The sequence below is a fragment of the Gardnerella vaginalis genome (genome assembly GCF_001546455.1).
Taxonomy (GTDB): Bacteria; Actinomycetota; Actinomycetes; order Actinomycetales; family Bifidobacteriaceae; genus Bifidobacterium; species Bifidobacterium vaginale_B.
On sequence record NZ_KQ956819.1, the window covers coordinates 186,001 to 207,425 of the forward strand.

Sequence of the window (21,425 nt, forward strand, 5' to 3'; positions counted from 1 at the left end):
CCATACGTAGCATACTCTTATCACGCGATAGATTCTGGAATATCGATATCCGTTTTTTGAACTTCTTCCACATTTACGTCTTTAAACGTAACAATTCGAACGTTTTTTACAAATCGCGAAGGTCGGTAAACATCCCACACCCAAGCGTCTGTTAATTGAACGTCGAAGTACACATCTTGACCCGCGGAACGCACGTTAAAATCAACCTTATTTGCCAAGTAAAATCGGCGTTCGGTTTCTACAACGTAGGTAAAAAGCTTAATAACGTCACGATATTCCTTATACAACGCAAGCTCGGCGTCGGTTTCGTAATTGTCGAGATCTTCGGCGCTCATAGATTCCCCTCCGTTGTTGCATTTTTTGCATCTGTTGCGGTTGATTCTTCGCTCGCTTGATTGCGTTTGCGGCCTCGTCCTATAATACGCCACCATGCTCGCTTAGAGGTATCTTCTGCCTGCTTAACGTTAGATTCAGCAGGTTCGTAGCCTAATGATTTGTTAGAATCGCTATTTTTAACAGGAATCGCAATCGAATGCTCGTGTGCGCTTAAAGCCTCGCAAACGCCAGGATTATCTTCAATAACGTGGAGCCCAAAAGCGTCTAGAGAGCGAATGGCATCATACTCATCTACAAGAGTGTCCATTACTACAAAATCTTGATATTTTTGGTTTTGAGAATCCCACAGAGCGTCGCGAGCAGTTCCCGTTTTCATAAATCCAAGCGATTGATATACCGAAAGCGAGCGCGCGTTTGCTGCTGGAACACCAACCCAGATTCTATGCAATGCAAGACCAACCTCGCTTGGCGCAAAGCCGTAAGTCATAACTCTAGGCATTGCATCCCTGGAATACCCGCGACCCCTATAATCGCGTCCCAGAATCACCTGAATTCTAGCGGATTTAGACCAACCGTCAATGTCAATCAAAAAAATCATTCCAATAATATCGCCATTGGTGTTTTTAGCATCATCAATAAAATCTGGCACAATAGACCAGGCGATTGTTGGGCGTGATTGAGCGTCGCCAGCGGCGGCATTCTGATTAGATTTTTCCTCAGTGCTTCCAGCCGAAGACCACTGCACCGAACGATTTACCCACGCATGAACCATTGCGCGTTCCGACTGTGAATCTTTGCCGGTTATAACGGCTGCTCCGTCAAAAGCATGCAATGCGTCCATTTTCGCCAAATCTTCGATGGCTGCTGGCCTAAGTCGTGCCATTTCGCCACGGATTGGCGGAATCACAATACTTTCTGGAAGCTCTCGGCGGCTTGTAGAATCAGCATTGAATCCCTGCATATTCACCTTTTCCGTAGAATCGACTTACGTGTTGCAAAAGCATACAAAAAGCGTACAACGATTAGTAAAAACCGTGATATAAAATCACACTTTTTGCACCCTATACAATGCTATAAAACACAAGGTTAAAAAGCAAAGTATAAAGCGCAAAAAGTGCAAAGTAAAAGCTAATCTAAACTAGCCTTTGATTTTTGCCATTACAATCTTAGTAACAGCCTTAGCGTCTGCCTGACCTTTAGTTGCGCGCATAACAGCGCCAATAATTGCACCCATCGGCTTCATGTTTCCAGCCTTGAGCTTTTCGGCAACTTCTGGATCGGCTGCAAGAGCAGCATCAACAGCGGCTTCCAAAGCGCCGTCGTCGTTCATAACCTTAAAGCCGTGCTTCTTAACAACTTCATCTGGAGTGCCTTCGCCAGCCAAAACGCCTGCAACAGTTTGCTTAGCAAGCTTATCGTTAAGATTGCCGCTTGCAATAAGCTTTTCAACTTGCGCAACGTCTTGCGGAGTAATAGGCAATTCTTCCAAAGTGACTCCACGAGTGTTCGCTTCGCGAGCAAGCTCACCAAGCCACCACTTTTTAGCGCCAGCTGCAGTTGCACCAGCCTTAACAGTTTCTTCAACCAAATCAAGAGCATCCGCGTTAAGAATATCGCGCATTTCAAGATCGCTAATACCCCATTCGCTTTGCAAGCGGTTACGGCGCTCGCGAGGCATTTCTGGCATTTGTGCCTTCATTTGCTCAATATGCTCTTTAGTAATGTGAAGCATAACCAAATCTGGGTCTGGGAAGTAGCGATAATCGTCGGCGTCGGACTTTACGCGGCCGCCAGCAGTAGTCTGAGTTGCCTCATCCCAGTGGCGTGTCTCCTGCAAAATCTCGCCGCCTTCGCTCAAAATAGCAGCCTGGCGACGAATCTCGTATTGCAGCGTCTTCTCAATTCCGCGGAATGTGTTCACATTCTTAGTTTCGGAACGCGTGCCGAATGGATCGGTTGGCTTTCTGCGGAGCGAAACGTTTACGTCTGCGCGCATATTGCCCTGCTCCATGCGAGCGTGGGAGATGTTGAGAGCGCGAACAATATCGCGAATAGCGCGCATGTATGCGCCTGCGATTTCTGGGGCGCGGCTTCCAGCACCTTCGATTGGCTTAGTTACAATCTCGATTAAAGGCACGCCTGCGCGATTGTAATCAACCAAAGAATGATTTGCGCCTTCAATACGGCCGTCAGCGCCACCAACGTGAGTATTCTTACCAGCATCATCCTCAATGTGAGCGCGCTCAATCGGAACGCGGAACACAGTGCCATCTTCCAGCTCAACATCCAAGTAGCCATTGCCATTAGTTGGCTTATCGTACTGGGAAATCTGGTAATCGCGAGGCATATCTGGGTAGAAGTAGTTTTTACGAGCAAACTGGCTCCACTCAGCAATCTCGCAATGCAACGCTAAGCCGAGCTTAATCGCGTAATCAACTGCAGTCTTGTTTACAACTGGCAAAGAGCCTGGTAAACCAAGGCTTACAGGTGTTAGCTGAGTGTTTGGTTCGCCGCCAAAAGATACTTCCGCTGGGCAGAACAGCTTTGTGCGAGTGCTAAGCTCAACGTGAGTTTCCAAGCCGAAAACTGGGTCAAATTGCTCCACAGCATCGGCGTATTTCATAAGTTTTTCAGCCATGAGAATCCTTCTTACTTAAGCTTTGCTTAACTTTACTTAGCCAATGAATCGAGCCAGCCAGCTTTAAGCGACTTCCAGATTGGACCGCTCCACTTTTCTTCGAGCGCTGCTTCCAACGCTGCTGCAGGCTTGTACATCTTTTCATCATGGCATTGCGGAGCAATAATCTGAATACCAACAGGCAAGCCATCATCGCTCAAGCCAGCTGGGAGGCTCAAAGCTGGAACGCCAGCCATGTTTGCAGGAATCGTAGCAATATCGTTCATGTACATGGAAAGTGGATCGTTCATCTTCTCGCCAAACTTGAATGCCGTTGTAGGGCTTGTTGGGGAGACTAGAACATCTACCTTATTAAACGCTTCTTCAAAATCGCGAATAATAAGCGTACGAACCTTTTGTGCAGAGCCATACCAAGCGTCGTAGTAGCCAGCGGAAAGTGCGTAAGTACCGAGAATAATACGGCGCTTTACTTCGTCGCCAAAGCCAGCTTCGCGAGTTGCAGCCATCATGTTTGCAGCAGTTTGAGGCTTATCTGCTGGTGGCATTACGCGCAAACCGTAGCGCATTCCGTCGTAGCGAGCCAAGTTGGAGCTAACTTCGGAAGGCATGATTATGTAGTATGCAGATAGCGAGTAAGGGAAGTGAGGGCAGGAGACTTCTGTTACTTCTGCGCCCATATCTTTAAGCAATTGCACAGCCTCATTAAAGCGTGCTTCAACGCCTGGCTGGAAGCCTTCGCCGCTAAGCTCTTTAACAAGACCAACCTTTACGCCCTTCAAATCGCGGCGAGCGCCCTCGCGCGCAGCCTGAGCCATTGGAGGAACAGGAGCTGGAATCGAAGTGGAATCGCGCTTATCGTTGCCGCCAATAATCTCTTGCAAAAGTGCAGAGTCAAGAACGGTACGAGAAACAGGGCCAATCTGGTCTAGAGAGCTTGCCATGGCGATTGCGCCAAAACGGCTAACTCCGCCGTAAGTTGGCTTTGCGCCGACTGTACCAGTTAAAGCGCCTGGCTGACGAATGGAACCACCAGTATCTGTACCCAAAGCAATAGGGGCTTCGAATGCAGCAACAGCAGCTGCAGAACCGCCGCCAGAACCACCAGGAACGCGCTCAGTATCCCAAGGATTGCAAGTAGTTTGGTAAGCGGAATGCTCGGTAGAAGAACCTTGAGCAAACTCATCCAAATTAGTCTTGCCAAGAATTGGCATGCCAGCTGCCTTGAGCTTTTCAATAACAGTAGCGTCGTAAGGTGGAACCCAGCCTTCAAGAATCTTAGAGGCTGCAGTAGTAGGAATGCCCTTAGTAACAATCATGTCTTTAATGGCAATTGGAACGCCTGCAAGCTCAGGTAAGCCTTCAGCTTCGCCATTAGCATTCTTTTTATCAAAGGCATCTGCTTGTTCAAGTGCAACATCTGCAGAAACATGCAAGAATGCTTTGATTTCTGGCTCAGCTGCTTCGATTACTGCCAAGTGAGCTTCAACAAGCTCGCGGCTAGAAACTTCTTTAGCTTTTACAGCTTTTGCCATATCGGCAGCAGAAAGCTTTACTAAATCTTGAGTATTAGTCATGTTTATTCCTCCCCCAAAATTCGAGGTGCTACAAACATGCCAGACTCACTTCTAGGAGCGCCAGAAAGCGCTTCTTCTTGAGTCAATGGCGTAGCAGGCTCGTCTGGGCGCAAATACGCTTCAAGAGGTACTGGATTTGCAGTAGGTGGCACATCTTCGCCAGCAACTTCCTGCACTTTGTTAATAGATTCTGCAATGACGTTTAATTCGCCTTGCAAGCGACTGATTTCTTCGTCGCTAAGCGCAATCTGGGATAGAACGCCCAGATGCTCAATTTCTTCGCGTGTGAATGTTGGCATAACCTCAACTATATGTGTGATGCGTGACCTTTGCTATAGCAAAAATTATGCAAAAAGGGCTTTATCTTGTAGTCAGTTACGAGATAAAGCCCTTATTATTTTTGCAAAATATTATTTGCAGAATATTTTAATATTTTAGATATCGCGATGCTTTTCAATTACGTAACCAATTGCGTACATAACTACACCCCAAGCAAGAACCACTAAACCGGACTGCCACCATGTGAAAACATATGCGTTTGGTGGAAGTTGCAGCCCAGAATTAGCGGAGGCTCCTAAGAATTGGCTTACAGCACTGCCTGGCAAAATCTGAATAAGTATTGAAGTCCACTTCGCAAAATTGCTTGCAAGCATAATAATGCTAACAATGGTCTGCAGAATCACCACGGCTCCAATAACGCACATAATTCCGCCAGCAGTTGACTTGCAAATCATGCCAAAACCGTAGGCCATTGCTGACACAACAACCATAATTGCAGGAGAGCCAAGGAACAGAGTAAGCGGCAATTTCCACACGTTGCTTCCCGATAATCCGGAAATGTTATCTCCCATAAAAGCTAATTCTGCAGCAGCTAAAGAAACTGCCATTGCAATAAGTTGGGCTACAAAAACATAGATTGCAACCGCAATAAACTTAGCCGTAAAGAACATACCCCTTTTAGGTACAGCAGTAAGAGAAGCCTGAATCGAAGTTGTAGAATGCTCCGCGGTTACAGCAAGCACTGCAAAAATTGCCAAAACAATCAAAGATACAGAAGCAAAACTAATAACTAAGTGGAAAATGCTATCTTGAGATGCAATAAGGCTACTTTTATTGCTCGGCCCAACAGTAATTGCAGCGCTTGATTTGCCTTGATTTGCTCCATTCTTAATGTCAACTTTAGACATTGCTTTTTGCACAATCGCTATAATAAAGCTAAAGATTACTGGCAAAACAATTGTTAATGCCATGCACCACCATGTTGACGCAAGTCCGCGCAACTTAACAATCTCGGATTTAAGAACATGTATAAATGTAAGACGCAAGTGCTGAGCGTTCATGCTGCGACCTGTTTTATACGCGTTAGACTGATGTGCGTTAGATTCAGAAGATTGCACTTGTTGATTTGCTACTTGCTCACTCATTTTGCACTCTCCTCACTATTAGATTGCTCTACGTTTTGTTCACTCGGCTTCGAGCCGCTGCTAGGAACAGCCTTCGTTACATACTGCTCTTGACCGTGTGTAAGAGCCAAATATGCTTCCTCAAGTGACGCGTGCTCGTAATTAAGCTGATATACCAAAATTTGATTATCCGCAATTGCTCGCGCAATCTGGCTTAGTTCGCAATCTGTTATTCTAAAAAGTTCGCCTTCTTGAACGTCTTGAGGTGTGCGATTATCTGGCAAAATCTTGCACTCAGGATGATTTTGAGCAAGCACTTGCTTTAATTTTTCGCCTTCTGGAGTTACAAGTCGCACAGCGTGCTGCGAATGTGCATCAACAAAATCCTGCACTGTTGTGCGCTTCAAAATCTCGCCATGCGCAATAATCACAAGGTTATCTGCAGTAAGAGCAACCTCGCTCATTAAGTGCGAGCTAAGTAGTATTGCGCGGCCTTCGCTTGCGTAATACTTGCATAATTCACGAACCCACTTAACGCCTTCTGGATCTAAGCCGTTAATTGGCTCGTCCAAAATAAGATTGTGTGGATCTGCTAAAAGAGCCGCCGCAATGGAAAGACGCTGGCTCATACCAAGCGAGAAAGATCCTGCTTTGCGGGTTTTAACACTTGATAATCCAGTAATATCAATCACTTCGTCAACGCGCTTTTTTGATATTCCGTGAGTTAAAGCCAATGAATACAGGTGGTTGTAAGCCGTACGGCCCCTGTGAGCAGACTTTGCGTCAAGAACTGCTCCAACTTCCGTCATTGGAGAGGCAATTTTTGCGTAAGGTTTGCCGTCAATAAGAGAAGTGCCACTATTGGCATGAATAAGATTTAACGCACAACGCATGGTGGTAGATTTACCAGCGCCGTTAGGGCCCAAAAAGCCAGTGACTTTACCGTCTTCGGCGACGAAAGAAACGTCGTTAAGCGCTGTTTTTTCGCCAAAACGCTTTGTAATATGTTGAAATTCTAACATAAATTAACAATATCACAAATAAAAAAAAATACACCTAAAATGTAAGTGTTTATGAGTACATGCTATTGCGTTTTGTAATGCGATTGTTTATTTGCTTGTTTGTAGCTTGTATCAGCAATTTGTTGCTGCATGTTGCGCAATCCACGCGTGCATGGAAACAGCCGCAGCAGCTCCTGCGTTTAGCGAGCGAACAGAGCCAAATTGCGAAATATAAACAACGTCATCCGCCATTTCTAGTGCTTTTTTAGAAAGACCTGGACCTTCCGCACCAAAAAGCATAAGGCAGCGTTTAGGGAACTTGTAGTTTTCCATAGCAACAGCGCCTGGAATAATATCGAGCGCTATAACGCGCGCATTTTTAGCGTCTTGTTCCTGCGTATTTGCGATTTTTTCGGCTTCTTTATTGCCATCTGCTTGTGCTTTAAGCAAAAGTTGATGCGCTTCTTCTGCTTCTCGTGCTATATTTTCGCGCCAATTAGTTACTAGAGTTTCAATAGTTGGGCAGCACTCAACGTATTGGTATAGCTCAGTCATTAACGAGCCTTTACGATTCCATTTATGAGGCCCTACGATATACACTTTTTTCGCAGTAAACGCGTTTGCAGTGCGAACCATAGAGCCTATGTTGAAATCGTGAGTCCAATTTTCTACAGCTACTTCAAACTCGTGACGGCCTTTAGAATCGAGATCCGCTTTTATAGCTTCTACTTTCCAGTACCGATAACGGTCTAGAACATTACGCTGGTCGCCTTCGTCTAATAATTCAGTGCTAAACCGCGCATCATAATTTGGCGATTCTGGATTATCTGGACGAGGATCACCTGGATGCTCTTCTTCCCACGGGCCAACTCCTATAGGTCGGAATTCTGGCTCATCGGAAGCTTTTGCAGCCAAAGTAATTGGATTCGGTTCGTGCATGTGTGAGTTTTGCTCCACTTAAAGTATCAATTTGCGCTTGAGGCTTGGCAACTAGTCTTGGCAGCCGTCAGTTGCGCAATCTCCTGTGCAACCTGACTTGCAATGACCGCCGCAGCAGTTATCTTCGCAGCATGGCTCCGTGCAGCCATCGTTAGCGCAATCTCCCGTGCACTCTACTTTGCAATGGCCGCCGCAGCAATTATCCTCACAGCATGGCTCAGTGCAACCATCGTTAGCGCAATCTCCCGTGCATTTAACCTCACAATGACCGCCACAGCAATGATCGTTGCAGCAATCTTCGTGTTCTGCATCTGCACGTAATTCTTCTTCACCGAAAGCTTGAACAAATGCCATTTTAGTACTCTCCTCACTTATTGGATTTACTAATTGAAGATGCCTTGTGCCTTCTTCGTCGGCGTCAACACCACCAATTAATGCAACTATAGCAAGAATTTGCGCGCCTTGCTGATTAACAATGCCAAAATCAAGACTTAATTCATTGCCATGCCTTAAAGTCACAAGCGAAGAAGTTTGAACATACGATTTTTCAGAAAGCCAAGAATCAAGCAACAATACTCGTTTGCCTTTAACTGACGGACCTTTTGTTGCAGGAAAAACAAAATCCATAACAAAGCCATCGAGTGCAATTCCTCTACGTTCTGCAGCATGAATAAGCGCAAAAACCATCGGCACTGCAGCAGCAGTTAACGCTCCAACTGCGTCAACATCGCGTTCTAACGAATACCCAGCGCTTTCAATTGCATCAAAAAGAACATCGCCAACCAGCTTAGAGCCGCGCTGAGCAAATGTAACAGAAAACAGTTCGCTAAATGGTTTCGCACTCATATCTGCACAAAGCATGCGTTTAAGTTCCGCGCGCTCTTCTTGTAATTCTGTCATTTTTGCACTCCTTGGCGTTTAGAGTTCTTCAATTTTTGATGCTTTGATGTTTTTATGCTTAACGATCTTCTACTGATACTTCTGGAGCGCTCAGCTCTTTAACATCAGCTTTATCGGAATCTATAAGATCTATTGAAGCAATAACTTTACTTTGGTCTAACTTCTGAAGTTTACGCGCTGTTACCAACACTCTAGACTCAAGTGAGGAAGCAAACTTATTGTAAGCTGCGACTGTTCTTGCCAAAGATACGCCAAGTTTTGAAGCATTTTCTCCAAGAACAGCAAAGCGATCGTACAATTCTCTAGATAAATCGAAAAGTTCTTTTGCATCATCTGTAAGACTTTGCTGCTGCCATGCGTATGCAACAGACTTAAGCACGGCCCACAAAGTAACTGGGGAAGTGAGGGCTACTTTTTGCGCAAAAGCATCATCCATAAGTGTTGGATCCGCCTCAAGAGCCGCCTGAAGTAATGCTTCGTTTGGAATAAATGCAACTACAAAGTCTGGTGCCGTTTCAAAAGCCTGCCAATACGCTTTAGCTCCTAACGCTCTAACGTGTTCTCGCAAAGCCTTGGCGTGCGCTTTTAGAAGCTCGCTCCTTCTAGCTAATTCTTCGTCACTTGCATTATCTGGGATTTCGCAAGCGCGCTGATAATCCGCATACGGAACTTTTGCATCAACTGGAATTGTTTTGCCTCCTGGCAGATGCACAACCATATCTGGTCTCTGCTGCTCGCCATTTACTCCCGTTACAACAACCTGCGTATCAAAATCAACATGCTCAAGCAAGCCTGCAGATTCAACAATATTCTTTAGTTGAGCCTCACCCCAAGCTCCGCGAACCTTATTATTTCGCAATGCTGCAGAAAGCGAACTTGTTTCGCGGTCAAGCCTTGTTTGCTGCTCACTTAAGCCTTTAAGTTGAGTGCTCAGCACACCCATTTCTTGCTTACGCCCTTCTTCAATCTGCGAAACTTTATTCTTCAATGCTTCGAGATTGTCTTTTACTGGAGCAAGCGCTTCCAAGACTTTGCCTTGCTCTTTCAAAGTTTTCTCACGATTTAACCGTTCGCGTTCTTCTCGCTCTGTGCGCAATTGCTCTTCGCGATTCACTCGCAATTGCTCTGCTTGCTGCGCTTTTAACAACTCAGACTCAACAAATTTCAATCGCTCAGCAAGCTGCTCTGCTTGCGTGCGATACCGTATAGCCTGATTGCCATTTTCTTGAGCTTGAGCGCGCGCTTGTTCATACTGCGAGCGCAATTCGTTAAATTCGCGCTGGTTTACGCCATTAACGCCTTGCGTTCCAGAGTTGTGCTTAACAATAACCAGCACAACAATGGCGGTTATTACAACAGCAACCACCATTAAAACAAACATCACAATATTATCGAACATACGTTCTATTAAACACTATTGATTCGACTTTTGAAGCATAACTAGACACGCGCATTATTGCATAGAAAAATAAGCGTTATGCAACAAAAATAGCGTGCCGTCTACTGGAAAATAATCCAATAAACAGCACGCTTTGTTTTATTTGACTACATTAAATCAACACTGCGCAATGTGCGATATTAATTGCAATATTAATGTGCAAGATTACGCAATCTTGAGAGTTACATGGTCGTCGCTCTCTGCACAATCCGCAACTACGCGAGCGCCATCATGCACCTTGCCAGAAAGCAGCAATCGCGCAAGTTGATCGCCAATTTCCGTTTGAACCAATCTGCGCAACGGACGAGCACCATAAACTGGATCGTAGCCATGCTCCGCAAGCCAAGCGCGAGCAGAGTCACTCACATCCAAGCTAATACGGCGATCACTCAAGCGTGCAGCCACTTGACGAACTTGAATATCCACAATTCCACCAAGCTCTTCGCGAGTAAGCGGATGGAACATAACAAGCTCATCCAAACGGTTGATGAACTCTGGCTTAAACTCAGCATGAACAGCATTCATAACAGCCTTGCGTTTAGCAGCATCGTCCAAGCCCTCCTGCACAAGGAATTGCGAACCCAAGTTTGATGTCATAATCAAAATCGTATTCGTAAAATCAACCGTTCTACCTTGTCCGTCAGTCAAACGACCATCATCCAAAACCTGCAACAAAACGTCGAATACTTCTGGATGTGCCTTCTCAACTTCGTCAAAAAGCACTACAGAATACGGACGTCTACGCACAGCTTCAGTAAGCTGGCCGCCTTCCTCGTAGCCAATGTAACCAGGAGCAGCACCGATTAGACGCGAAACAGAAGCCTTTTCCATGTACTCGCTCATATCAATGCGAACCATTGCACGCTCGTCGTCAAACAAAAAGTCGGCAAGAGCTTTCGCAAGCTCCGTCTTACCAACGCCAGTAGGACCCAAGAATAGGAACGAACCAGTCGGGCGATTCGGGTCTGCAATTCCAGCACGGCTTCTGCGCACAGCATCCGCTATAGCCTGAATTGCTTCGCTTTGGCCAACTACACGCTTAGAAAGCTCCTTTTCCATGTTTAGCAGCTTCTCATTTTCGCCTTGCATCAAGCGGCCAACAGGAATGCCCGTCCATTCGCTAACGACTCCTGCAATAGAATCAGCATCAACCTGGTCTGGAACCATTGGCTCTTTCGCTTCACTCTTAGCGTTAGCAGCCTCGGACTCCGCTTCTTCCAAAGCTTTTTGAATGCTTGGAATTTCGCCATACAAAATACGGCTTGCTTGTTCCAAGTTGCCTTCACGCGTAAATTTGTCGGCTTCTACGCGCTTAGCATCGAGTTGCGCTCGCAAATCACCAACCTTGTTATGGCCAGCCTTTTCCGCATCCCAACGCGCTTTCAATCCAGTAAGCTTTTCGCGCGAGTTTGCTAATTCTTCCTGCAACTTTTCTAAGCGTTCGCGTGCAGCAGCATCTTCCGCTTTCTTTAATTGCATTTCTTCCATTTCAAGACGCGTAACTTTGCGCTGCAATTCGTCAATCTCTTCTGGCTGAGAATCAAGCTCCATACGCAAGTGAGCTGCCGCTTCATCCACCAAATCAATCGCCTTATCTGGAAGCTGCCTGCCAGTAATATAGCGGTTTGAAAGCGTTGCTGCAGCTACGATTGCATCGTCACTAATAGTCACCTTGTGGTGCGCTTCGTAACGTTGCTTAAGTCCGCGCAAAATCGTCACCGTGTCTTCAACAGACGGCTCGCCAACAAACACTTGCTGGAATCTGCGTTCAAGCGCAGAATCCTTTTCAATATGCTCACGATACTCGTTAAGCGTAGTTGCGCCAACCAAGCGCAGCTCACCGCGCGCAAGCATTGGCTTAAGCATATTGCCAGCATCCATTGAACCTTCTGCAGATCCTGCTCCAACAACAGTGTGAATCTCATCAATAAACGTAATAATTTGACCGTCTGATTGCTGAATTTCCTTCAACACTGCCTTTAAGCGTTCCTCAAACTCGCCGCGATACTTCGAACCTGCAACCATCGAAGCCAAATCGAGACTGATAAGACGCTTGTTTTGCAAAGTCGTAGGCACATCTCCTGCAACAATTCGCTGAGCCAATCCTTCTACAACTGCCGTTTTACCAACGCCTGGCTCGCCAATTAGCACAGGATTATTCTTAGTTCTGCGAGAAAGAATTTGAATCACGCGACGAATCTCCTGGTCGCGCCCAATTACTGGGTCGAGCTTTCCTTCGCGAGCGCGCGCAGTCATATCAACAGAATACTTTTCGAGCGCTTTGTAGTTGCCTTCCGCGTCTGGGCTGGTAACTTTCGCACCTCCGCGCACAGTTGGCACAGCCTTACGCAACGCATCTGCGGAAACGTTGTGCTTTTTGAAAATATCCGCAACAGCATTTGGCGCGCTTGTAACTATGCCGATAAGCATGTGCTCTGTAGAAACGTATTCGTCTGCCATTGTGCGCATTTCTTTTTCTGCCTGGCTTAGCGCAGCCAAAAGCTGACGACTTGCATCTGGTTTAGTTGTAGTTGAGCCAGTAGATGAAGGCAATGCCACTAATGCGTTGCGAATTTCGGCTCCGATTTGTTGCGCATCTGCACCAGCCTGTGCAATAAGCGCGCGCACTACGCCTTGCTCTTGGCGAAGTAAGGCATCTGCCAAATGTAACGTATCTACTTGCGCATTGCCAGCCGCCGCCGCGCTTTGTACAGCATCGCTTAATGCATCTTGCGCTAAGGTTGTAAACTTTTGTTCCATATTTACCCCCATTTGCACCGCTATTCTGCGGATTTTAGGTGATTTGCGTGCAATTTTTGCAATTGCGCTCAAACCACATTCTGTCAATTTCTAAAACTTGAGTCTACTACACTCAAGTTTTGTTTTCAAGATGTTTGTGGCGTTTCCTTAAATCTTCGTAAGCTTCCGACTTTTCCTAAGTATCTTTCTAAGTATTTTCCTAAGTATTAAATATGTCGTAATCTTAAAAATATGAGAATTGCACGTTTTTCCTATAATGAAGTTCCGCAGTACGCTTTCGTTCAAAAAGACGAAGCAGACGGCAAGGATTATTTAGTAGCTCTAGAAGGCCATCCACTAAGCCCTCAAGGAGTTAAACCAACAGGTAAGCGCTACGAGTTAGACGCCGACGGAGTGCGCCTGCTTGCACCAGTGATTCCTTCAAAAGTCTACGGATTGGCAAAAAACTACGATACGCGTTCTGCTGAAGAGCGCGCATCTTCTGCTGCGGCCGCGTCGCATACTGCAGCAGATATGGTGATTTTTACAAAGCCGAGCACATCTGTAATAGGACCTGACGATCCGATTGTTATTCCTGCTTTTTCGAACGATATGAATTTTGAGCCCGAAGTGGCTGTTGTTATGGGCAAAATCGCCAAAAATGTGTCGGTAGATAAGGCAATGGACTACGTTTTTGGCTTTACATGTGTAAATGACGTAACTTTGCGTGATTGCGCAGGCAGCGACCCAATGTTTACGCGTGCAAAAGGATTCGACACGTCTTGCCCTCTTGGTCCATGGATTACAACCGAGCTAAATTGGCGCGATTCCCATATCTCATTTACGCTTAATGGCAAAGATGTGCCAGAGGCGAGCGGCACTACAGCACGATTGATTCACAGCATTCCAGAGCAAATTGCTGCGATTTCAAGCTTCTCAACGCTTCTTCCAGGAGATGTTATTTTGACTGGAACGCCGTACCCAGCAGGAACTTTGCACGCTGGCGACGAAGCGATTGTGCACGTAGATGGCATTGGTTCGCTGCGCAATGTGATTATGCATGCGTGAGAAATTATTGATTTGATTTAAGACTACACAAATGCGCGCGGGCCAAAGATTGCCGAACCGATCCTAACTATTGTTGAGCCTTCGGCAATCGCCCACGCAAAATCGCCAGACATTCCCATTGAAAGCTCCAGTTTTGTAGAGTTTCCATCATGATCTTGCGAGAGTTGCTCACTTACACAATCCCTGATTTCTCGCAATGCAGCAAAACCGCTTCTAACTATTTTTTCATCATTCACGCGCGCTCCGAGCGTCATAAATCCGCACAAATTAAGCGCTGGCAAGCTGGATACCGCGAGAGCTTCGTCAATTGCGCGTTCTGGCGCGCACCCCGATTTTGTGACTTCTCCCGAAACGTTCACTTCCAGCATAACGTCTACGCAAAGTCCCAAATTTTGCGCGCGCGTAGATATTTTTTGCGCAAGATCAATGCCATCAACCGACTGAATACCATTTGCGAGTGGCAAGACTTTGTTTATTTTATTGCTTTGCAGCTGACCTATTAAATAGAGCGGAATTTCGCTATTTATACTGCCATTCACGCCAACGCTTAAATTCTCGCGAGCAGCTTCCTTGCGTAAAATCTCGGCTTTTGCAACAATTTCTTGCGGTCGATTTTCCCCAATTACGCGCACTCCAGCTTTAAGCGCCGCCATAATCTCCCCAACATCGCGCGTTTTAGTTGCAGCAAGCAGCGTAACCGACTCAGGTTTGCGCCCATAATGCGATTCGGCTTGAGCAATGGCGTCTTGCACGCTGTGCACACCATCGGCAATTTGACGCGCACGAACACAATCAACCTCAGTATTCGCTAAATCTTTTTGCGTCATATATGCCATTTATTGCCCCAATCTATCGGTATAAACACATAGTTTAGTCGAGGAAGGGCACGGATTTGTCTGCTAGGTTTGCGCGAATAGAGTCCCACGGCGTTTCGTCGTTTTTAAACAACGTAAGAGCTTCGGCTGCGCTCATATCTACTGGTTGATTTTGCCCAGGGTTCTTGTATCCCAAAAGATACATGCAATAGCCAATCATGCGCTCGGCGCTCCATCCAGATTCTCGAAGCGCACCAACGTCTAGCGAGTGCTTACTTTTTGCGAGTCGCTCGCCTTGAGCGTTATCAATTAGTGGCAAATGCGCAAATTTTGGCTGCACATAATGCACGCCGTGAGCCGCAAAAAATCCCGACTTTTCCAGCAACTCACCAATCCAAATTTGAAGCGCCGCCGAACGAAGCAAATCGCGTCCGCGTACAATGTCATTTACTCCGCTCAAAACATCGTCAACAACAACCGCAAGTTGGTAAGAAAATACGCCATCCGCGCGGCGAATCACCATGTCTCCCAAATCGCGATCAATATTAAACGATTGTGCGCAAAAAATCGCGTCTATAAAACTCACATTCGCTTGCGGCGAATCAGCCGAGGGAACAGCAAGTCGCAAAGAATGTTGCTGATTATTTTGCAAACGCTTTTCGATTTGCGCTAAGCCTTCCGCATTTTTGCGAAGATTTCTGCACGTACCCGGGTAGCGTATAAAGCCGTCGCCTTCTTGCGGAGCTGCAATCGCGCGAATATCGGAACGCGAGCAAAAACACGGGTAAATCAGGGAATTTCCGTCGCCGTCTTGCAAAGATTCTAGAGCTTCAAGAGCTTCTTGGTAGATTGCATTGCGATTATGCTGATAAGTCGGCTCGCCAACCCAATCAAGACCAGCCCACTTCAAATCGTCAATCACTCGCGCGCTAGCATCTTTTGGCATTCTAGCAATGTCCAGATCTTCCAGGCGCAAAATCATGCTTCCACCTTGCGACTTTGCAGAAAGCCAAGCCGCAAGCATAGCAACCATGTTTCCAATATGCATGCGCCCAGAAGGAGTGGGTGCGAATCTACCAATTACGCTCATTTATTATGCTCTAAATTTTGCAAAATTTAATTTACGCAAATAGCGACTTAAAAATAAGCACGCCCAAGATCGCACCAGCAGTAGGGGCTACGACTGGAATCCACGCCTCGCACCAGCGAGAAGAACCCTTGTGTGGGATTGGCAAAATGGCGTGAAGCAAGCGTGGCATAATGTCTCGAGCAGGATTCAAAGCAGGGCCAGTAGGGCCTCCCATAGAAGTCACCAAACCCCAAACAACAAAGCCAACTACGATTGAAGCTCCTGCCAAATTCTTCTCTCCCCAAGGAGAAGTTAGGCAGCAAAGAGCTGCCAAAACAAGTACGAGCGTGCCAAAGAATTCGTTTAGGAAGTAGTTAAGCTTGTTATTGTAAGCGTCTGTAGTGCAGAAGGTGCCAAGAATCGCTTCTGGCTCCTCAGTCTCGTTGTAATGTGGCAAATAAGTTACGTATACAATAAGCTGGCCAACCAATGCGCCCAAAAGCTGAGCCACAATATATGGAAGCACGTTTTGCCAAGGGAACATGCCGTTTACAGCTTGTGCAATTGTCATAGCAGGATTTATGTGTGCGCCAGAAATTCCGCCAAACATTAGCACAGGGAACATAACGCCAAAACCGTAGCCCATAGCAATGTTTAGCCAACCTGCATGATGACCTTTAGTGTTTTTAAGTTCAACGTTGGCAACGGCTCCATTGCCAAAAATCATAAGAATGGCAGTGCCAATAAACTCGGCTGCCAACATTACTGTAAACGAGTGTTGCATGGTTCTTCGATCCTTCTTAATTGTTTTGCTGTTTTTGCTGCTATCTATAAATCATTTTCAAAGAAGCTAAGAAAATGAATTCCAACAGTATTATTCCAATATTTTTCCAACAATTATTCTTTGATAGTTTCCCTTAAGAGCCAGACAGTCGCGTGTGTTGGGGGGGGGGGCGGTGCGTAGGCACCCAGCGCTCGCCAGCACTCAAAATTCTCGTGCATCAAAAGAGGCTCGCCACCTTGACGAGCCTCTTGCTACAAAAACAACTTTAGCGGATTCATCTGCACAACATCCTCGTTGCAACGGTAAAAGTCTTAAGTATCCGTTCAACGTAATTGGAATCTAACATCCATACATTTCTGTGGGTTACCGCTCTTTTAATTTGTTCTTGTGATTACTATTATCACAACTTTTTACTCAAGAGTAAAGCGCAAAATCGCTTTTGTTAACATATTGTAATTAGTGTTCAATCGCACATAAAAAGTCGCCAGTTTTGCATCATTTTGTTAACATGCAATGGTTGTCATGTTCAAATGCGTTCGCATGTTGCCGCTATCGGCGTGTCGAGGTCTTTGCTGCTGCCGACACTCAGTCGCGCACATCCCTTACAGCGCATACAATTACGGAGTATGGTACAAATTTTTGACGCTCCCTCAAAGGCGATTCTGCGCGGCCAGATTGCAGAGCACATCGCCGAAGACGAAAAGGCAGAAAAGCGTGAAGCTCGTGAGGGCGAGCTACCGTTGCCAAAAGATCGCTTCTTTGACCGCGAACTCAGCTGGTTAAAGTTCAATCGCCGCGTGCTTGAGCTAGCGCAAAATACCGATTTACCACTTCTTGAACGTGCTAACTTTGCAGCCATCTTTGCCTCCAACTTAGACGAGTTCTTTATGGTTCGAGTTGCAGGCTTAAAGCGCAGAATCGACTCAGGAATCGCAGTAACCGCTGCAAGTGGGCTTAGCCCGCGTCAACAGTTGCGCGCAATTAGCGAGGTTACGCATCGTCGTCAAGATGAGCATGCGCATTATGTTATTGACCACATTTTGCCAGAACTTGCTAAGCAGCGCATTGTTATGCTCAGTTGGGATAATCTTACGCAATCCGAAAAAGATAGGCTTTCAGACTATTATCGTAAGCAGGTTTTCCCAGTATTAACACCACTTGCGGTGGATCCTGCTCACCCATTCCCATATATTTCTGGCAAGTCAATCAACTTGGCTGTTATTGTAGAAAATCCAAATTCTGGAAAGTCGCATTTTGCTCGCGTAAAGATTCCAGATAATTTGAATCGCCTGGTTCCAGTTGATGATTTAACAGACGAAGAAGGCCGCGAAGAGCGCTACGGATTCATCACTATGGAAAAGTTGATTGCAGCACATTTGGAATCGCTTTTCCCAGGCATGATTATTAAGGAAGCGCGATCTTTCCGCGTTACGCGTAACGAAGATATTGACGTTGAGGAAGACGATGCAGAAAACTTGCTCAACGCTATGGAAAAGGAGCTTTTGCGTCGTCGCTTTGGGCCGCCTATTCGTCTTGAGATTTCCGACGAAGCTAGCCCATTCTTGTCTCAGCTGCTGGCTAATCAATTGCGCGTAAGCCCAGAAGAAGTCTATCGTTTGCCTTCGCCGCTAGATATGACGGTTCTTTTTGAGTTGCAAGCGCTGGATCGCCCAGATTTAAAGTATCGTCCGTTTATTCCTACTACAAATCGCCAGATTGCAGAAGTGGAAACCAGCCATGCGCAAGATATTTTCGCTTCGATTCGCGAGCACGATATTTTGCTGCATCACCCTTACGATTCCTTCTCTACCTCTGTTCAGGCGTTCTTGGCGCAGGCGGCGGCAGATCCAAAAGTGCTTGCAATTAAGCAAACGCTGTACCGCACGTCTAGTAATTCGCCAATTATCGATGCTCTTGTAGACGCGGCTCATGCTGGCAAGCAGGTTCTTGCACTTGTTGAGATTAAAGCGCGATTCGACGAAGACGCCAACATCGCTTGGGCGCGCAAGCTTGAGCGTGCAGGCGTTCACGTTGTGTATGGCATTGTTGGATTGAAAACTCATTGCAAGCTTTCGCTTGTGGTTCGCCAAGAAGCCGAAGGATTGCGCAGATATTGCCACGTTGGTACTGGCAACTATAACCCTAAGACGGCTCGCCTCTACACAGATTTGGGCTTGCTTACTTGCGATCCTGTAGTTGGCCAAGATTTGACTCGCTTGTTTAATCAGCTTTCGGGTTACGCTCCAAAGTCTAGTTTCCATCGCCTGCTTGTAGCTCCGCGCACAGTTCGAACGGGTATTATTGAGCGAATTCGCAGGGAAGAGACGGCTGCTCTTGCTGGTAAAGAGGCGTGGATTAAGATTAAGGTCAATTCTGTTGTTGACGAAAAGACGATTGATGCCTTGTATCGCGCGGCTCAAGCTGGCGTAAAGATTGACATTGTGGAGCGTGGAATTTGCTCGCTAAAGCCTGGTATTGAAGGCTTGAGTGAGAATATTCGCGTTCGCTCTATTCTTGGCAGGTTCCTTGAGCACAGCCGAATCTACGCTTTTGCTAATTCTTGCGGACCGCAGATTGGCGACGGCCCTGCAAGTGGCCCAGAAGTGTGGATTGGTTCGGCAGATTTGATGCATCGCAACCTTGATAGGCGCGTTGAAACGCTGGTTCGCATAAGCGCTCCAGACCAGGTGGAAGCGTTGATTCAGTACATTGATTTGCAAATGGCGGATTCAACGGTTTCTTGGTGGATGGATGGCGACGGCACATACACGTTGCATTCTCGCGATGCAGAAGGCAGACCGTTGGTAGATAGTCAAGAGTACTTGATTCATACACATACGCGTAAGCCGCGCGGTGTTAATTAGCTTATGATTAGCCAAAAGCCAGGGCATTTAGCTCTGGCTTTTTGCGCTCCGACCTGCCTTTTCGCTTAGAGCGTAGCGCGCAAACAATTTTCCGCTTTTTGTAGCTCTACCACACCAAAATCACGTACAAAAAGCGGAAGGTCCGCATTTCGGCGTCATTGTTGGTCTGAGCATAATTGGATGTAGAATTAAGCAAACGTTTAAGCGTTTACAAATAAAAAAGATAGTCAAAGAATAAAGCAGAGAATAACAAGAAGATAGCGAAGGGAATTCTATGAATCGCAATTTTACAGAGCCAAATGTTCTTATAAAATCTAATGTTTTTGCAAAATCGATTTTACAAAGACTCGTAGTTTTAATAACGTGTTTAACTATGTGCGCGTGCTGCTTGATTGCATCTGCAAATCCTGCTGCTGCAAAATCCGCCGAATCAGACAATTATGCTAATTTGCAAAACAACACAAACGTTAGTCTTGCAAAACTCTACGGAACAACCGATGGCGTTGGTCTTATTAAAAAACAGTTATCTAAGATAGATTACGAAGATAAATCCTTCGCCGAAGGAAACCTTGCATTCCATTTGTATTACAGTATGTTGATGGCGTCAAACGCTACTCGAATGGCAAGTAAAACAGGCAAATTAGATGCGCCTAGTGAAAAACTTCTTAAATCTGTAAAAGAAGATCTTAGAGGATTCTATTACGGCTTTGCTTTGCAAATAACAGCAAGGGTTGTTGATGAAGCGCGCGCTCTAGAAAAGCAATGGAAGCGTATAAATGCTGCAAAAACACCTGAGCAGATTAAAGATGCGTACAAAGGTCTTACAGACGCAGTGCGATTCCACATTAGGAATAGCTTCCCAGGGTCACAAGATGTTGCAAAAGGTATGCAAAACTTGCACTCTAATAGTTTTAAAGACCCAGCTCCAACGCGTTCGCCATTTGCTGGATACAAGGCGTACTCGCTAGATTCCAGCAATGATGAAGAAACAAATTACGATTACTTTAAGCCAGCTCCAGCACCTAAAACACTAAAAGAGCTTAACCCGAACATTAAAAACACATTGACTTTAATGAACAATATGGGTGTTGAGGCAGGAATGCCGAACGCTTTTTATATTAACACAGATAAGATTTTCCCTAACGCTACTCAACAGCAGCTTCAACGTGTGTTCTCGGGAAGTGAGCTGGTTGTGTACCTTTATAAGGGAGATGCAGAAAAACCTAGCGCGGTAGAGGCTGCAAACACCAAAGACGCTAAGCCTAAGATGCTGAATCATACTAATGGCAACGATTTTCTTTGCGCAAACTTTGAATCGGAAACCTCCAAGAAGGCATATTTTAGTGTTAACTTACCAAATGATTGCGCTGGCGTTTATACGCTTTTGATAACAAACGAAGAAGGTAGGCAGATTGCCTGGGCGAAGCTAAATATTGCAAAGCATGGGCAAAGCGTGGGAGATGTTGATGCAGGTGCTGCGATTGCAACTGGATCTAAGCAAGCTGCGGATGTTGCGGCTGCTACGACTGGCGCATCTGGCGCTGCTGCTGGCAGCAATAGGCCTAATATTGCTGTTATCTGTGCTGTTGTTGCAGTGTGCGTAATTGTGGCTGCAGCGGGAGCTGGTTTTGCGTTACATATGCGTCGCAAGTGAGACGTTTGTAACGTTTTTTGGCTGATTTTCGTTACATTTGTCTCATCGGCGAGACGTTTGTAACGTTTTTTGGCCTAATTTCGTTACATTTGTCTCGCTCGTGAGGAATTTGTAACGCTGGCGGTTTCCCGACTTTGTACCAAATTTGGCAAATAGTTCGCGCGTTACAGCGCGCTATTCCTCACGGCTATTAGTAGCCGTTC

The 21,425-nt window shown here is 46.0% G+C and carries 18 protein-coding genes; 4 read left to right on the forward strand and 14 right to left on the reverse strand.

Annotated features, from left to right (window positions below; all coding sequences use genetic code 11):
- Positions 1 to 20: 20 nt before the first annotated feature.
- From HMPREF3216_RS04095 to clpB, 11 genes are all read right to left on the reverse strand, one after another.
- The gene (locus HMPREF3216_RS04095) at positions 21 to 335 is read right to left on the reverse strand and encodes a DUF2469 domain-containing protein (RefSeq protein ID WP_004105898.1); all 315 of its coding nucleotides are present in this window, start codon (positions 333 to 335) and stop codon (positions 21 to 23) included.
- A complete protein-coding gene (locus tag HMPREF3216_RS04100) occupies positions 332 to 1,297 on the reverse strand; it encodes a GNAT family N-acetyltransferase (protein WP_060787059.1) in 966 nt (321 codons plus the stop codon). The genes HMPREF3216_RS04095 and HMPREF3216_RS04100 overlap by 4 nt, the downstream gene beginning before the upstream one ends.
- A 177-nt stretch (positions 1,298 to 1,474) precedes the next feature.
- Positions 1,475 to 2,974 carry an Asp-tRNA(Asn)/Glu-tRNA(Gln) amidotransferase subunit GatB gene (gatB, locus tag HMPREF3216_RS04105; RefSeq protein ID WP_060787060.1) on the reverse strand — a complete coding sequence of 500 codons (1,500 nt, stop codon included), beginning with the start codon at positions 2,972 to 2,974 and terminating at the stop codon, positions 1,475 to 1,477.
- A 32-nt stretch (positions 2,975 to 3,006) separates the two neighbouring features.
- Entirely contained in the window at positions 3,007 to 4,548 is a 1,542-nt protein-coding gene (gatA, locus tag HMPREF3216_RS04110; RefSeq protein WP_016636107.1) for an Asp-tRNA(Asn)/Glu-tRNA(Gln) amidotransferase subunit GatA, read from the reverse strand.
- 2 nt (positions 4,549 to 4,550) lie between these two features.
- A complete protein-coding gene (gene gatC / locus HMPREF3216_RS04115; RefSeq protein ID WP_004114131.1) occupies positions 4,551 to 4,847 on the reverse strand; it encodes an Asp-tRNA(Asn)/Glu-tRNA(Gln) amidotransferase subunit GatC in 297 nt (98 codons plus the stop codon).
- Positions 4,848 to 4,982: 135 nt separating this feature from the next.
- Positions 4,983 to 5,972 carry an ABC transporter permease subunit gene (locus HMPREF3216_RS04120; RefSeq protein ID WP_016636108.1) on the reverse strand — a complete coding sequence of 330 codons (990 nt, stop codon included), beginning with the start codon at positions 5,970 to 5,972 and terminating at the stop codon, positions 4,983 to 4,985.
- A complete protein-coding gene (locus tag HMPREF3216_RS04125) occupies positions 5,969 to 6,973 on the reverse strand; it encodes an ATP-binding cassette domain-containing protein (RefSeq protein WP_016636109.1) in 1,005 nt (334 codons plus the stop codon). Before HMPREF3216_RS04125 ends, HMPREF3216_RS04120 begins: the two co-directional genes overlap by 4 nt.
- A 111-nt stretch (positions 6,974 to 7,084) precedes the next feature.
- A complete protein-coding gene (locus HMPREF3216_RS04130) occupies positions 7,085 to 7,891 on the reverse strand; it encodes a TrmH family RNA methyltransferase (protein WP_060787061.1) in 807 nt (268 codons plus the stop codon).
- 51 nt (positions 7,892 to 7,942) lie between these two features.
- Positions 7,943 to 8,791, reverse strand: a complete 849-nt coding sequence (locus HMPREF3216_RS04135) for a hypothetical protein (RefSeq protein ID WP_060787062.1) — start codon at positions 8,789 to 8,791, stop codon at positions 7,943 to 7,945.
- Positions 8,792 to 8,849: 58 nt separating this feature from the next.
- Positions 8,850 to 10,190, reverse strand: coding sequence for a DNA recombination protein RmuC (gene rmuC / locus HMPREF3216_RS04140; protein WP_060787063.1), 1,341 nt, complete (start codon positions 10,188 to 10,190; stop codon positions 8,850 to 8,852).
- Positions 10,191 to 10,394: 204 nt separating this feature from the next.
- Positions 10,395 to 12,989 (reverse strand): ATP-dependent chaperone ClpB, encoded by a 2,595-nt coding sequence (gene clpB, locus HMPREF3216_RS04145; protein ID WP_060787064.1) that lies wholly within the window; start codon positions 12,987 to 12,989, stop codon positions 10,395 to 10,397.
- Positions 12,990 to 13,220: 231 nt separating this feature from the next.
- Here clpB and HMPREF3216_RS04150 point away from each other — a divergent pair, with 231 nt between their 5' ends.
- Positions 13,221 to 14,036, forward strand: a complete 816-nt coding sequence (locus tag HMPREF3216_RS04150) for a fumarylacetoacetate hydrolase family protein (RefSeq protein WP_060787065.1) — start codon at positions 13,221 to 13,223, stop codon at positions 14,034 to 14,036.
- Between the two features lie 23 nt (positions 14,037 to 14,059).
- Here the strand turns inward: HMPREF3216_RS04150 and HMPREF3216_RS04155 are convergent, their stop codons facing one another.
- From HMPREF3216_RS04155 to HMPREF3216_RS04165, 3 genes are read right to left on the reverse strand one after another with little or no spacing between them, the layout of a single operon-like run.
- Positions 14,060 to 14,872: a YggS family pyridoxal phosphate-dependent enzyme gene (locus HMPREF3216_RS04155; RefSeq protein ID WP_060787066.1), complete on the reverse strand. Its 813-nt coding sequence runs from the start codon at positions 14,870 to 14,872 to the stop codon at positions 14,060 to 14,062.
- Between the two features lie 34 nt (positions 14,873 to 14,906).
- On the reverse strand, positions 14,907 to 15,941 hold the full coding sequence (locus tag HMPREF3216_RS04160) for a glutamyl-Q tRNA(Asp) synthetase (RefSeq protein ID WP_060787067.1): 1,035 nt from the start codon (positions 15,939 to 15,941) through the stop codon (positions 14,907 to 14,909).
- 31 nt (positions 15,942 to 15,972) lie between these two features.
- Entirely contained in the window at positions 15,973 to 16,704 is a 732-nt protein-coding gene (locus HMPREF3216_RS04165) for an MIP/aquaporin family protein (protein ID WP_060787068.1), read from the reverse strand.
- Positions 16,705 to 16,876: 172 nt separating this feature from the next.
- On the opposite strand from HMPREF3216_RS04165, the gene HMPREF3216_RS06435 reads away from it, so the two are divergent.
- The 3 genes from HMPREF3216_RS06435 to HMPREF3216_RS04175 all read left to right on the forward strand — a co-directional run bounded on the left by HMPREF3216_RS06435 (position 16,877) and on the right by HMPREF3216_RS04175 (position 21,222).
- The gene (locus HMPREF3216_RS06435) at positions 16,877 to 17,047 is read left to right on the forward strand and encodes a hypothetical protein (protein ID WP_155639677.1); all 171 of its coding nucleotides are present in this window, start codon (positions 16,877 to 16,879) and stop codon (positions 17,045 to 17,047) included.
- Positions 17,048 to 17,330: 283 nt separating this feature from the next.
- Complete coding sequence (locus tag HMPREF3216_RS04170; RefSeq protein ID WP_060787069.1) at positions 17,331 to 19,568, forward strand: RNA degradosome polyphosphate kinase; 2,238 nt, start codon at positions 17,331 to 17,333, stop codon at positions 19,566 to 19,568.
- 274 nt (positions 19,569 to 19,842) lie between these two features.
- Positions 19,843 to 21,222, forward strand: a complete 1,380-nt coding sequence (locus tag HMPREF3216_RS04175; RefSeq protein ID WP_060787070.1) for a hypothetical protein — start codon at positions 19,843 to 19,845, stop codon at positions 21,220 to 21,222.
- Positions 21,223 to 21,425 lie beyond the last annotated feature (203 nt).

Coding starts and splice junctions, on each gene's coding strand:
- HMPREF3216_RS04120 (WP_016636108.1), bottom strand. CDS start 5,972: ATGAGTGAGCAAGTAGCAAATCAACAAGTGCAATCTTCTGAATCTAAC.
- HMPREF3216_RS04155 (WP_060787066.1), bottom strand. CDS start 14,872: ATGGCATATATGACGCAAAAAGATTTAGCGAATACTGAGGTTGATTGT.
- HMPREF3216_RS04135 (WP_060787062.1), bottom strand. CDS start 8,791: ATGACAGAATTACAAGAAGAGCGCGCGGAACTTAAACGCATGCTTTGT.
- gatC (WP_004114131.1), bottom strand. CDS start 4,847: ATGCCAACATTCACACGCGAAGAAATTGAGCATCTGGGCGTTCTATCC.
- HMPREF3216_RS04150 (WP_060787065.1), top strand. CDS start 13,221: ATGAGAATTGCACGTTTTTCCTATAATGAAGTTCCGCAGTACGCTTTC.
- HMPREF3216_RS04130 (WP_060787061.1), bottom strand. CDS start 7,891: ATGCACGAACCGAATCCAATTACTTTGGCTGCAAAAGCTTCCGATGAG.
- HMPREF3216_RS04160 (WP_060787067.1), bottom strand. CDS start 15,941: ATGAGCGTAATTGGTAGATTCGCACCCACTCCTTCTGGGCGCATGCAT.
- gatB (WP_060787060.1), bottom strand. CDS start 2,974: ATGGCTGAAAAACTTATGAAATACGCCGATGCTGTGGAGCAATTTGAC.
- HMPREF3216_RS04095 (WP_004105898.1), bottom strand. CDS start 335: ATGAGCGCCGAAGATCTCGACAATTACGAAACCGACGCCGAGCTTGCG.
- HMPREF3216_RS04170 (WP_060787069.1), top strand. CDS start 17,331: ATGGTACAAATTTTTGACGCTCCCTCAAAGGCGATTCTGCGCGGCCAG.
- HMPREF3216_RS04175 (WP_060787070.1), top strand. CDS start 19,843: ATGAATCGCAATTTTACAGAGCCAAATGTTCTTATAAAATCTAATGTT.
- gatA (WP_016636107.1), bottom strand. CDS start 4,548: ATGACTAATACTCAAGATTTAGTAAAGCTTTCTGCTGCCGATATGGCA.
- HMPREF3216_RS04100 (WP_060787059.1), bottom strand. CDS start 1,297: ATGCAGGGATTCAATGCTGATTCTACAAGCCGCCGAGAGCTTCCAGAA.
- rmuC (WP_060787063.1), bottom strand. CDS start 10,190: ATGTTCGATAATATTGTGATGTTTGTTTTAATGGTGGTTGCTGTTGTA.
- clpB (WP_060787064.1), bottom strand. CDS start 12,989: ATGGAACAAAAGTTTACAACCTTAGCGCAAGATGCATTAAGCGATGCT.
- HMPREF3216_RS04125 (WP_016636109.1), bottom strand. CDS start 6,973: ATGTTAGAATTTCAACATATTACAAAGCGTTTTGGCGAAAAAACAGCG.
- HMPREF3216_RS04165 (WP_060787068.1), bottom strand. CDS start 16,704: ATGCAACACTCGTTTACAGTAATGTTGGCAGCCGAGTTTATTGGCACT.